Source organism: Variovorax sp. PMC12, from assembly GCF_003019815.1.
Lineage (GTDB): Bacteria > Pseudomonadota > Gammaproteobacteria > Burkholderiales > Burkholderiaceae_C > Variovorax.
The window spans coordinates 1,607,295-1,619,761 of sequence record NZ_CP027773.1; the positions used below are offsets into that span (position 1 = coordinate 1,607,295).

The window sequence follows — 12,467 nt, forward strand, 5'->3', positions numbered from 1 at the left end:
CAGGTACTCGTGTTCGCGTGCAACCCAGGCTCTTCATGAAACCTTAAGTTAATCAATCGTTTGATTTTTTGCGTGGTGTAATGCCGGGCATGAACGCGAAAGCCACCACCACCCAGGCCGCGCGCCGCGCACCGCGCAGCGACGGCGCGGAGGCACGCCACCGTCTGCTTCACACGGCGCTGCGGCTGTTCGCGCAGAAGGGCTTCGCCAAGACCTCCACGCGCGAGATCGCCAAGGAGGCAGGCGCCAACATCTCGGCCATCAGCTACTACTTCGGCGACAAGGAAGGCCTCTACGCGGCCACCTTCAACGAGCCGATGGGCGGCGACTCCAGCGACCTCGTGGCGGCCTGCAAGGTGCCGGGGCGCCCTCTGGAGGAAACGCTGCGCATCTGCATGGTGTCGATGATCGATCCGCTCAAGCAGGGCGAGATCGTGCGCCAATGCATCCAGCTGCACATGCGCGAGATGCTCGAGCGCACCAGCCGATGGGCCAAGGAGCTCGAGCACGACATCAAGGGCCCGCACCGCGCCATCGCCGAGCTGCTTTGCCGCCACCTGGGCGTGGCGCGGCCCGACGACGACATCCACCGCCTCACCTTCGCTATCACCGGGCTGTCGATGCAGCTCTACGTGAGCCAGGACTTCATCGAGGCCATCCGTCCGTCGCTGCTGCGCACGCCGCGCGGCATCGACACCTGGGCCGACCGCCTGACCGGCTACGCAATGGCGCTGGTCGCGGCCGAGGCGGCACGCCGCCGCGCCGACAGAAAGCCAACCCAATGAGAAAACTCCGACTGATCGCCTCCCTGTGCCTGCCGCTGGGCTTCGGCCTCGGCCTGTCGGGCTGCGGGCTGACCCGCCCGCCGGCGCAGGTCGAGGCGCCAACGCCCGCGCAATGGCGCGCTCCCCTGCCCCACGGCGGCTCGCTCGCCTCGCTGGCCGACTGGTGGCGCCAGCTCGACGATCCGCTGCTGGTCGAGCTGATCGCCGCCGCCGAGGCCGCCAGCCCCAACGTCGCGAGCGCCGCGGCGCGCGTGGCGGAGGCCCGCTTCACGCGGGTGCAGACCGGCGCTGCGCTGCTGCCGAGCCTGGACGGCACGGCATCGGCGAGCCGGGGCACCTCGGGCTTCGCATCCGGCGCGCCTTCGGGCGGATCGGCCTCCAGCGCTGGCAGTGGCAGCAGCAGCAGCCTCGGGGCCACCACACCCATCACCACTCTGCAGGCCGGCCTGCAGTCGAAGTGGGAGGTCGACCTGTTCGGCCGCCTGCGCGCCGACCGCGACGCCGCCCAGGCCAAGCTGGGCAGCGCCGACGCCAAGTGGCATGACGCCCGGGTGTCGGTGGCGGCCGAAACCGCCAACGCCTACTTTGCAGAGCGGGCCTGCCAGCAGCAACTGCGCGTGGCCGAGTCCGACACCCGCTCGCGCGCCGAGACCGCGCGCCTGACCGACCTGTCGATGCGCGCCGGCTTCACCGCGCCCGCCGACGCCGCACTGGCCCGCGCCAGCGCGGCCGACGCCTCCGGCCGCCTGACCCAGCAGCGCGCCCAGTGCGCGGTGCAGCGCAAGGCGCTGGTCGCGCTCAGCGGCATCGACGAGGGCACGCTCGAGCAGAAGCTCGCGGCCGCCCCCGCGCAGCGCGCGCTGCCCGAGGTGGGCAGCATCGCCAGCGTGCCGGCGCAAGCCATTTCGCAGCGGCCCGATGTGTATTCGGCGGAACTCGGCGTGGCATCGGCCAGCGCCGACGTCGGCTCGGCCGAGGCCGAGCGCTATCCCAAGCTCAGCATCTCGGGCTCCATCGGGCGCACGCAGTACCGCGTCGGCGGCCTGCAGCAGTCGCTCGAGAACTGGACCGTGGGCCCCGTGTCGCTGAGCGTGCCGCTGCTGGACGGCGGCTCGCGCAAGGCCAATGCCGACGCGGCCAAGGCGCGCTACGCCGAGGCGGTGTCGATCTACCGCGCCAACGTGCGGCAGGCCGTGCGCGAGGTGGAGGAAGCGCTGGTCAACCTCGACGCCACCAACGGCCGCGCGACTGACGCCGACACCGCGGTGAAGAACTACCAGGCCTCCTTCGACGCCACCCAGGCGCGCTACAGCAGCGGCCTGGCCAGCCTGTTCGAACTGGAAGACTCGCGCCGCACGCTGTTCGCGGCGCAGACCGCGCGCGTGTCGCTGCAGCGCGAGCGCACCGAAGCCTGGGTCGCGCTGTACCGCTCGATGGGCGGCGGCTGGAGCCGGCCCGGTCAGCCTTCCGAGTCGTCCGAAACATCCTCAATGAACACCACCCCGGCCGCCAAGGTCGCGACGTCGCCATGAAAACAATGAAGCGTTCCACCCTCGTCACCGTGCTGATCGTGCTGGCCGTCGTCATCGCGGCGGCCGTGTTCATGACGCGCAAGCCGGCCGACAAGGCCGCGGCCGCCGGCCCCGCGCCCAAGCCCGCGCTGACCGTCACCGTCGCCGCGCCCGAGGCCACCGAACTCACGCTCACGCTTCCGGCCAACGGCAACGTGGCGGCCTGGCAGGAGGCCGTGGTCGGCTCCGAGTCGAACGGGCTCAAGCTCGCCGAGGTGCGGGTGAACGTGGGCGACGTGGTCAAGAAGGGCCAGGTGCTGGCCGTGTTCTCGCCCGAGACGGTGCGCGCCGACATCGCGCAGTCGCGCGCCTCGCTGGCCGAAGCCCGCGCCACCGCCGCCGACGCCGCCGGCAACGCAGCCCGCGCCCGCACGCTGCAGGCCACCGGCGCGCTGAGCCAGCAGCAGATCAACCAATACCAGACCACCGAGCAGACGGCCAAGGCGCGGGTCGAAGCGGCCGAAGCCGTGCTGGCCGCGCAGGAAGTGCGCGGGCGCAACACGCAGGTACTGGCGCCCGACGACGGCGTGATCTCGTCGCGCACTGCCACGGTCGGCAGCGTGGTGGCGGCCGGCACCGAGCTCTTCAAGCTGATCCGCCAGGGCCGGCTCGAATGGCGCGCCGAAGTCACCTCGGCCGAGCTGAGCCGCATCTCGGTGGGCACCACCGCCTTCGTGGTCAGCGCCAGCGGCGCGCAGGTGCGAGGCAAGGTGCGCAGCATCGCGCCCACGGTCGATCCGCAGACGCGCGCGGCGCTGGTGTACGTCGACCTGCCCAATGTGCAGCAGAACACCGGCATCAAGGCCGGCATGTTCGCGCGCGGCGACTTCGAACTCGGCCGCAGCTCGGCGCCCACGGTGCCGCAGAGCGCCATCGTGCCGCGCGACGGCTTCAACAACGTCTTCCTTCTCAAGCCCGACAACCACGTGGCACAGCAGAAGGTGCAGATCGGCCGCCGCCTGAACGACCGCATCGAGATCACCAGCGCACTGCCCGAAGGCGCGAAGGTGGTGGTGCAAGGCGCCGGCTTCCTCAACGACGGCGACCTGGTGCGCGTGGTCGACGCGCCCGCGCCAGCCGCCCCTGCCGCAGCCGCCCCCGCCGCAGCCAAGTAAGCAGAAACAAAGGACTCGCCCATGAATGTTTCCGCCTGGTCCATACGCAACCCGATTCCGGCGGTGATGCTGTTCGTGCTGCTCACCTTCGGTGGGTTGCTGTCGTTCAACGCGATGAAGGTGCAGAACTTCCCGGACATCGACCTGCCGACCGTGACGGTCTCGGCCTCGCTGCCCGGCGCCGCGCCTTCGCAGCTGGAAACCGACGTCGCGCGCAAGCTCGAGAACTCCATCGCCACGGTGCAGGGCCTGAAGCACATCACCACCAAGGTGCAGGACGGCGCCGCCACGCTGATCGTCGAGTTCCGCCTCGAAAAGCCCGTGCAGGAAGCCGTGGACGACGTGCGCTCCGCCGTGCAGCGCGTGCGCGCGGACCTGCCCGCCGACGTGCGCGACCCGGTCGTCACCAAGCTCGACCTGGCGGGCCAGCCGGTGCTGGCCTTCACCATTGCGTCCTCGCAAATGGACAACGAGGCGCTGAGCTGGTACGTGGACAACGACGTCACCAAGCGTCTGCTGGCGCTGCCGGGCGTGGGCGCGGTGAACCGCGTGGGCGGCGCCACGCGCCAGGTGCACGTGGACCTCGACCCGGTCAAGCTGCAGGCGCTCGGCGCCTCGGCGGGCGACATCTCGCGCCAGCTGCGCCAGGTGCAGACCGAGAGCGCGGGCGGCCGCTTCGACCTGGGCGGCAGCGAACAGCCGGTGCGCACCCTGGCCACGGTGAAGTCGGCCGACCAGCTCGCCGACATGCAGATTGTGCTGACCGACGGCCGCCGCATCCGGCTCGACCAGGTGGCGCGCATCAGCGACACCATCGCCGAGCCGCGCGCGGCCGCGCTGCTCAACGGCAAGCCGGTGGTGGGCTTCGAAGTGGCCCGCAGCCGCGGTGCCAGTGAAGTGGAAGTGGGCCGCGCGGTGCAGAAGGCGCTGGCCGACATGCGCGCGCAGCGCCCCGACATCGAGCTGACCGAGGCCTTCAACTTCGTCGACCCGGTGGAAGAGGAATACAACGGTTCGCTGCACCTGCTGTACGAAGGCGCCATCCTGGCGGTGGTCGTGGTGTGGCTGTTCCTGCGCGACTGGCGCGCCACTTTCGTGTCAGCTGTGGCGCTGCCGATGTCGGTGATCCCGGCGTTCATCGGCATGCACCTGCTGGGCTTCTCGGTCAACGTGATCTCGCTGCTGGCGCTGTCGCTGGTGGTGGGCATATTGGTGGACGACGCCATCGTGGAAGTCGAGAACATCGTGCGCCACCTGCGCATGGGCAAGACGCCCTACCAGGCGGCCATGGAGGCGGCCGACGAGATCGGCCTGGCGGTGATCGCCACCACCTTCACGCTGATCGCGGTGTTCCTGCCCACGGCCTTCATGAGCGGTGTTGCGGGCAAGTTCTTCAAGCAGTTCGGCTGGACCGCGGCGCTCGCGGTGTTCGCCTCGCTGGTCGTGGCGCGGGTGCTCACGCCGATGATGGCGGCCTACATGCTCAAGCCCGTGGTCACGGCCGAGAAGGAACCGGGCTGGCTGCGCTGGTACATGCGCGCCGTGGAGTGGAGCACCCACAACCGCTTCAAGACGATGGTGCTGGCCACCCTCTTCTTCTTCGGTTCGCTGGCGATGATCCCGCTGCTGAAGACCGGCTTCATTCCGCCGGACGACAACTCGCAGACGCAGGTGTACCTGTCGCTCGCGCCGGGCTCCACGCTGGCGCAGACCACCGCCGCGGCGGAGGAAACCCGCCGCCGCGTGATGCAGATCGCGCACGTGAAGAGCGTCTACACCACGGTGGCCGGCGGCAGCGCGGGCGGCGACCCGTTCGCCAGCTTCGGCACGCCCGAGACGCGCAAGGCCACGCTCACCATCAAGCTCGACCCGCGCGGCGACCGGCCGCGCAAGCAGGTCATCGAGAACCAGATCCGCACCGCGCTCGAAACGCTGCCCGGCGTGCGCAGCACGGTGGGCCTGGGCGGCTCGGGCGAGAAATACATCCTGGCGCTGACCGGCGAAGACCCGGTGGCCCTGGCCAGCGCGGCGAGCGCGGTCGAGAAAGACCTGCGCACCGTTCCCGGCCTGGGCAACATCACCTCCACCGCGAGCCTGGTGCGCCCCGAGATCGCGGTGCGCCCCGACTTCGCGCGCGCCGCCGACCTGGGCGTGACCAGTTCCGCCATCGCCGAGACCCTGCGCGTGGCCACGCTGGGCGACTACGACCAGTCGCTCGCCAAGCTCAACCTCGCGCAGCGGCAGGTGCCGATCGTGGTGAAGCTGGAAGACTCCGCGCGGCAGGACATCGACCTGCTCGGCCGCCTCTCGGTGCCCGGCACGCGCGGCCCGGTCATGCTCAACCAGGTGGCCTCGCTCACCATGGAAGGCGGCCCGGCCGTCATCGACCGCTACGACCGCTCGCGCAACGTGAACTTCGAGATCGAACTGTCGGGCGTGGGCCTGGGCGACGCGAAGGCCGCGGTGCAGAAGCTGCCGTCGATCCAGAAGCTGCCGCCGGGCGTGCGCATCGCCGAGGTCGGCGACGCCGAGGTCATGACCGAGCTGTTCGCGAGCTTCGGCCTGGCGATGCTGACGGGCGTGCTGTGCATCTACATCGTGCTGGTGCTGCTGTTCAAGGACTTCCTGCACCCGGTGACCATCCTGTGCGCGCTGCCGCTGGCGCTGGGCGGGGCCTTCGTGGGGCTGCTGATCGGGCAGAAGGCGCTGTCGATGCCTTCGCTGATCGGTCTCATCATGCTGATGGGCATCGCGACCAAGAACTCGATCCTGCTGGTCGAATACGCCATCGTGGCGCGCCGCGACCACGGCATGAGCCGCTGGGACGCGCTGCGCGACGCCTGCCACAAGCGCGCGCGGCCCATCATCATGACCACGCTCGCCATGGGCGCCGGCATGCTGCCGATCGCGGTCGGCTTCGGCGCGGCGGACTCGAGCTTCCGCTCGCCGATGGCGATGGCGGTGATCGGCGGGCTGATCACCTCGACCGTGCTGAGCCTGCTGGTGGTGCCGGCGGTGTTCACCTACGTGGACGACATCGAGCACTGGATCCGCCGCACGGTGCGCAAGCTGCGCGGGCAGCCGGCGGATCCGCATATCGACGACGATCTGGTGGAAGCGCCCCAGCGCTGAGCCGCTAGCGTGCATCCATGTTGAGCACGATCACGCCCGCGACGATCGCCGCCAGTCCGGCGATTCGGGGCAGCGTGACGGGCTCGCCGAACCACAGCATGCCGAGCACGGCGATCAGCGCGGTGCCGCTACCGGCCCAGACCGCATAAGCGAGCCCCACGCCAAGCTCGCGCACCGCGAGCGACATGAGCCAGATCGCGGCGGCATAGCAGGCACCGGTCACGACGGACGGAACAAGGCGGGTAAAGCCCTCGGCATGACGCAGGGCGACGGTGCCGGCGACTTCTGCAGCCACGCTGGCGGCCAGCAGGAGCCAGGCAAGGGTTTGGGGACTCACGGAATACCTCACGGCAACCCCGAGCCGTACCGGGCTCGGAGTGCGCGCAGGGAAAGCGGTACCCAAAAACGAAAACCGGATGCTCGCGGCATCCGGTTTCGCAGTCATGACACGAAGAGCGTCAGGCGTCCAACTGCGCCAGCCGCTTCAGCTTGCGTTCGCTCATGCGCTTGGCAAGCCGCGGCAGCACCAGCACGGCCAGCACGATGACGATCAGCGTCAGCGACATCGGACGCTGCAGGAACACCATCGCGCTGCCCTCGCCCATCGACATCGCGTTGCGCAGCTGCGCTTCGGCAAGCGGGCCGAGGATCATGCCGACCACCACCGGCGCGGTCGGGAAGTCGAAGCGCCGCATCAGCACGCCCAAGAGGCCGATGCCGTAGAGCAGGAACAGGTCGAACGCGCTCTGGCGCATGCCGTAGGCACCCACGGTGGCGAAGATCAGGATGCCGGCGTAGAGCTGGGGCTTCGGAATCTTCAGCAGCTTGACCCACAGGCCGACCATCGGCAGGTTCAGCACCAGCAGCATCACGTTGCCGATGTACAGCGACGCGATCAGCGCCCACACCAGCGCGGCCGAGGTGGTGAACAGCTGCGGGCCCGGCTGGATGCCGTAGTTCTGGAACGCGCCCAGCAGGATGGCGGTGGTGTTGGAGGTGGGAATGCCCAGCGTGAGCAGCGGAATCAGCGCGGCGGTCACCGTGGCGTTGTTGGCGGCCTCGGGGCCGGCCACGCCTTCGATGGCGCCCTTGGTGCCGAACTCGGCCTTGGCGTCCGCGTCCTTGGCCAGCTTCTTTTCGGTCGCGTAGCTCAGGAAGGTCGGAATCTCGGTGCCGCCGGCGGGAATGCAGCCGAAAGGCGTGCCGATGGCGGTGCCGCGCAGCCACGCGGGAATCGAGCGCTTCCAGTCGCGCTTGCTCATGTGCACCCGGCTCAGCTTGTTCTGGGCCTCGACCACCTTGCCTTCATACAGCACGGCGTAGAGCACCTCGGCCACGGCGAACAGGCCGACGGCCACCAGCACGATCTCGATGCCGTCGAGCAGTTCGGGCACGCCGCCGGTGTAGCGGCCCTGGCCCGAGATCTGGTCGAGCCCGACGCAGCCCGCGGCCAGGCCGACGAACAGCGCCGTCATGCCGCGCAGCGTGCTCTTGCCGAGCACCGCGCTCACCGTGGTGAAGGCCAGCAGCATCAGCATGAAGTATTCGGGCGGGCCGAGCTTGACCGCGAATTCGGCCACGAACGGCGCGAACAGCGTGACGATCACCGTGGCGATGGTGCCGGCCACGAAGGAGCCGATGGCGGCGGTGGCGAGCGCCGCGCCCGCCCTGCCGCTCTTGGCCATCTTGTTGCCCTCCATCGCGGTCACCATGCTGGCGGTTTCGCCGGGCGTGTTGAGCAGGATGGACGTGGTCGAGCCGCCGTACATGGCGCCGTAGTAGATGCCCGAGAAGAAGATCATCGAGGCCGTGACGTCGACCTTGCCGGTGATGGGCAGCAGCATGGCCACAGCCACCGCCGGGCCGATGCCGGGCAGCACGCCCACGGCCGTGCCAAGGGCGCAGCCGACCAGGCACCAGAGCAGATTGACGGGGGTGATCGCCGCGGCGAAGCCCGCCATGAGTGCGTTGAAGATGTCCATGTCAGAGCCAGCCAGTCGAAGTGAGGCCGGGCAGGTTGATGGCCAGGAATTGCGTGAAGGTCCAGAACACCGGCGCCGAGATGAGCACGCCGGCCAGCAGGTCGGTCGCCCAGGTGCGCGGCGAATTCACGCCGCCCTGCCCGCTCGCGCGGCGCAGGCCCTGCACCGCCAGCACGTAGCACAGCGTGCAGCTGATGATGAAGCCGAGCGTGGTGATGAGCGCGGCGTTGAGCAGCAGCCCTGCCGACACCCAGATGAAGCCCGGCCAGTAGGCGTGCTCGGCACCCGAGGGCGCGTCGAGTTCGCGGAAGCCGCCGGTGCGCGCCTCCCACACGATCCAGGCGCCGCACAGCACCAGCACCACCGACACCAGCCAGGGCAGGAAGTTGGGGCCGACGCCGCCGTAGCCGGCTTCGGAGGAAATGCCGATCGCGCCGAACGCCAGCGCGAGGCCGGTCAGCAGCACGCCGGCGCCGACCAGGGTTTGCGGCCACGTGGCCGCGGATTGCGGCGGGGCCGAGGAGTCTGGAGTTGTCATTTTTTGCTCCCGAATCGGGCGAAAGAAAAGCCCCCTTCAGGAACACCGAGGAACCGGCTCAGCCGGGCCTCAGGTGTTGCCCCCGGTAGGGGGTAGGCGAAGCGACACGAAGTGCGCGCAGCCTGGGGGCGAGCCGATGTCAGACCATGCCGGACTTGGTCATGATCGCGCGCAGGCTCGCGAAGTCGTCGTCGACGAACTTCGTGAAGGCTTCGCCCGACAGCACGGCGGGCGTCCAGTCGTTCTTCTTGAGCGATTCGGCCCAGGACGCGCTCTTCATGGCGGCCAGCACCATGTCGGTCAGCGCCTTGCGCTGGTCGGCGGAGATGCCGGGCGCGCCGTACACGCCGCGCCAGTTGCCGATTTCCACGTCGATGCCCTGTTCCTTCAGCGTGGGCACGTCGATGCCCGGCAGGCGCTGGGCCGAGGTGACGGCAATGGCCTTCATCTTGCCGGCCGCGATGTATTCGGCGAACTCGCTGTAGCCGCTGCCGCCGATGGTGACGTTGCCGCCCAGCACGGCGGCGGTGGCCTCGCCGCCTCCGCGGAAGGCCACGTAGTTGATCTTCGAGGGGTCGGCACCGACCTTCTGCGCGATCATGGCCGCGGCGATGTGCTCGGTGGAGCCGCGCGAACCACCGCCCCACTTGACGCTGCCCGGGTCCTTCTTGAGCTGCTCGACCACGTCCTTCATGGTCTTGAACGGCGAGTTCGACGGCAGCACGAACACGTTGTATTCGGTGGTCAGGCGCGCGATGGGCGTGGCCTGCGACAGGTTGACCGGCGGCTTGCCGGTGATGATGCCGCCCAGCATGACCGAGCCCATGACCATCAGCGCGTTGGCGTCGCCCTTGGAACCGTTCACGAACTGGGCCAGGCCCAGCGCGCCGGCGGCACCGCCCTTGTTGTCATAGGTGACGGTGTCGGCCACCTTGGCGTCGGTCAGCGCCTTGCCCAGGGCGCGGCCGGTGGTGTCCCAGCCGCCGCCGGGGTTGGCCGGGATCATCATCTTGACGTTGGCCGCGGCCCGGGCGGACAGTGGCAGGGCACCGGCGGCGGCCAGCGCGGCCAATGACTTCAGAAAGGTGTCGCGACGCATTGTTGTCTCCTGGTGCTGAAAGTAACTTGAAAGGAAGCTGACTTGAAGCTGAGTATCATGCGCCGCCCCGCTGTCAGTTGGCTGTCCGACAAACTGGGGAAAACACCGAATTCCCACCAATCCGTGCCCGTATGAAGCTGCTGCTGGTCGAAGACGACCCCTCGATGCAAATCACCCTGCAGCGCACCCTCGGGCGCCAGCGGATCGACGTGCGCGTCTGCGGCGACGGCGCCGAGGCCGTCGCCATGTGGCGCGCCCTGGAGCCCGACGTGGTGGCGCTCGACCTGAGCCTGCCCAACCTCGACGGCCTGCAGGTGCTGGCCCAGGCCCGGGCCGAGGGGCTGCGCACGCCGGTCCTGCTGCTGACGGCGCGCGGCACCGTCGGCGACCGCATCATGGGCCTGAATGCCGGCGCGGACGACTACCTGCCCAAGCCCTTCGACCTCGACGAACTGGAAGCGCGCATCCGTGCGCTGCGCCGCCGCAGCCATGGCGTGATGACCGACATGGGGCTGAACCCCCAGCAGATCGGCGGGCTGCGCTTCGAGCCCGCGAACGGCGCCATCTACAACCGCGCGGATCTGCTCGAACTGACCCCGCGCGAACTGGCGCTGCTGAAGGCGCTGATGATGAAACCGGGCCACGCCGTCACCAAGGAGCGCCTGTTCGAGCTGGTGTTCCCCGGCGAGACCGAGGTGCAGTACGAGGCCATCGAGGTGGTGGTCTACCGCCTGCGCAAGAAGCTGGTGGGCACCGGCGCCGTGCTCATGACGATGCGCGGGCTGGGCTACCTCTTGCGACCGGAAGCATGAGGCACATTTCCTCGCTTCGCGCGCGGCTGCTGCTCGGCATCCTCGCGCCGATCGCCGTGTTCATCGTGATCAACAGCGTGAGCCTGTACCGCCAGAGCCTGGCTGCCGCCACCACCGCCTACGACCGCACGCTGCTGGCGTCCGCCAAGACCATCGGCGAGCAGCTCGACGTGGAAGGCTACGACCAGATGGCGCGGCTGCGCGCGATCGTGCCCTACTCCGCGCTCGAGGCCTTCGAGGCCGACAACCGCAGCCGGCTCTTCTACCGCGTGTCGGCGCTCGACGGCGAGATGATCTCGGGCTTTGCCGAGCTGCCGTTCTGGCGCGGGCGCATTCCGGACCGCAGCGCCTACGCGGCGCTGGTCGATTTCTACGACGCCCAGTTCCGCAACCAGCCGGTGCGCGTGGCGGTGCTGCTGCAGCCGGTGGCCAGCGCGCGTGGCCGCGGCATGGCGGTGGTTCAGGTGGCCGAGACGCTGGAGATCCGCGAGACGCTGGCGCGCAAGCTGCTGGTCGACACGCTGTGGCGGCAGTTCCTGCTGATGGGCGTGATCGCGCTGGCGACGCTGTTCGTGGTGCAACGCGCCACGCGCCCGGTGCGCGAGCTGGGCGAAGCCATCGAGAAACGCGCGGCCGACGACCTCTCGCCCATCGACGCGCCCGACGCCCCGCGCGAACTGCGCCCGCTGATCGACGCCACCACCGAAGTCATGGGCCGCCTGCAGCGGCTGCTGGACCATCAGAAGCGCTTCGTGCGCGACAGCGCGCACCAGTTGCGCACGCCGCTGGCGGTGCTCAAGGCGCAGGTGCAATCGGCGCGGCGCGGCGACGTGGCACCGGAGCAGGCGCTCGGTGAAATCAGCCAGACCGTGGAGCGCGCCACCACGCTGGCCAACCAGATGCTGTCGCTCGCCAAGGTCGAGCAATTGCGCCAGCAGCCGGAATCGGTGGCGCTCGACCTGGGCGCCATCGTGCGGCAGATCGCGCTCGACCTGTCGCCGCTGGTGGCCGACAAGGCACTCGACTTCGAGCTGGCCATCGACGCGCCGGTGGTGGTGCGGGCCCACCAGTGGATGCTGCAGGAGCTCACGCGCAACCTGCTGCACAACGCCATCAAGCTGAGCCCGGCTGGCGCGGCGCTGCTGGTCTCGGTGCGTGCGCAGGCCGACGAGGCCGTGCTCACCGTGCGCGACGAAGGCCCGGGCATCTCGCCGGAGCTGCGCCAGCGGCTGTTCGCTCCGTTTTCGGCGGGCAGCGCGTCGAGCGGCTCGGGGCTGGGGCTGGCGATCTGCCGCGAGATCGTGCTGGCGCTGGACGGTCGCATCGCGCTCGACAACCGTGTCGCGCCCGCCACGTCGGACGGCGCCGCACGCGTGGTCGGGCTGGATGCGGTCGTGCACCTGCCGCTGTGGCGGCACAATTCCTGATATTCA

Annotated in this window: 10 protein-coding genes; 6 read left to right on the forward strand and 4 right to left on the reverse strand. The window is 69.5% G+C overall.

The annotated features are described in order from the left end of the window. The first annotated feature begins 89 nt into the window (after positions 1-89). From C4F17_RS07475 to C4F17_RS07490, 4 genes are read left to right on the forward strand one after another with little or no spacing between them, the layout of a single operon-like run. On the forward strand, positions 90-785 hold the full coding sequence (locus C4F17_RS07475) for a TetR/AcrR family transcriptional regulator (protein ID WP_106937475.1): 696 nt from the start codon (positions 90-92) through the stop codon (positions 783-785). Continuing rightward, positions 782-2,317, forward strand: coding sequence for an efflux transporter outer membrane subunit (locus tag C4F17_RS07480; protein ID WP_106934812.1), 1,536 nt, complete (start codon positions 782-784; stop codon positions 2,315-2,317). The genes C4F17_RS07475 and C4F17_RS07480 overlap by 4 nt, the downstream gene beginning before the upstream one ends. Continuing rightward, positions 2,314-3,471 (forward strand): efflux RND transporter periplasmic adaptor subunit, encoded by a 1,158-nt coding sequence (locus C4F17_RS07485; protein WP_106934813.1) that lies wholly within the window; start codon positions 2,314-2,316, stop codon positions 3,469-3,471. The genes C4F17_RS07480 and C4F17_RS07485 overlap by 4 nt, the downstream gene beginning before the upstream one ends. 21 nt (positions 3,472-3,492) lie before the next feature. Beyond that, a complete protein-coding gene (locus C4F17_RS07490) occupies positions 3,493-6,603 on the forward strand; it encodes an efflux RND transporter permease subunit (protein ID WP_106934814.1) in 3,111 nt (1,036 codons plus the stop codon). Positions 6,604-6,607: 4 nt separating this feature from the next. Here C4F17_RS07490 and C4F17_RS07495 read toward each other — a convergent pair whose 3' ends face one another. The 4 genes from C4F17_RS07495 to C4F17_RS07510 form a co-directional block, all read right to left on the reverse strand. Next, positions 6,608-6,940 carry a DMT family transporter gene (locus C4F17_RS07495; protein WP_234382644.1) on the reverse strand — a complete coding sequence of 111 codons (333 nt, stop codon included), beginning with the start codon at positions 6,938-6,940 and terminating at the stop codon, positions 6,608-6,610. 121 nt (positions 6,941-7,061) lie between these two features. Next, positions 7,062-8,585 carry a tripartite tricarboxylate transporter permease gene (locus C4F17_RS07500; protein WP_106934816.1) on the reverse strand — a complete coding sequence of 508 codons (1,524 nt, stop codon included), beginning with the start codon at positions 8,583-8,585 and terminating at the stop codon, positions 7,062-7,064. Position 8,586: 1 nt separating this feature from the next. Beyond that, positions 8,587-9,123 (reverse strand): tripartite tricarboxylate transporter TctB family protein, encoded by a 537-nt coding sequence (locus tag C4F17_RS07505; RefSeq protein ID WP_081270909.1) that lies wholly within the window; start codon positions 9,121-9,123, stop codon positions 8,587-8,589. 139 nt (positions 9,124-9,262) lie between these two features. Next, positions 9,263-10,222, reverse strand: a complete 960-nt coding sequence (locus C4F17_RS07510; protein WP_081270910.1) for a Bug family tripartite tricarboxylate transporter substrate binding protein — start codon at positions 10,220-10,222, stop codon at positions 9,263-9,265. A 131-nt stretch (positions 10,223-10,353) separates the two neighbouring features. Between C4F17_RS07510 and C4F17_RS07515 the strand changes: the two genes are divergently transcribed. Together C4F17_RS07515 and C4F17_RS07520 are read left to right on the forward strand one after the other, a co-directional pair. Next, complete coding sequence (locus tag C4F17_RS07515; protein WP_106934817.1) at positions 10,354-11,034, forward strand: response regulator transcription factor; 681 nt, start codon at positions 10,354-10,356, stop codon at positions 11,032-11,034. Continuing rightward, positions 11,031-12,461, forward strand: a complete 1,431-nt coding sequence (locus tag C4F17_RS07520; protein WP_081270912.1) for a sensor histidine kinase — start codon at positions 11,031-11,033, stop codon at positions 12,459-12,461. Before C4F17_RS07515 ends, C4F17_RS07520 begins: the two co-directional genes overlap by 4 nt. Positions 12,462-12,467 lie beyond the last annotated feature (6 nt).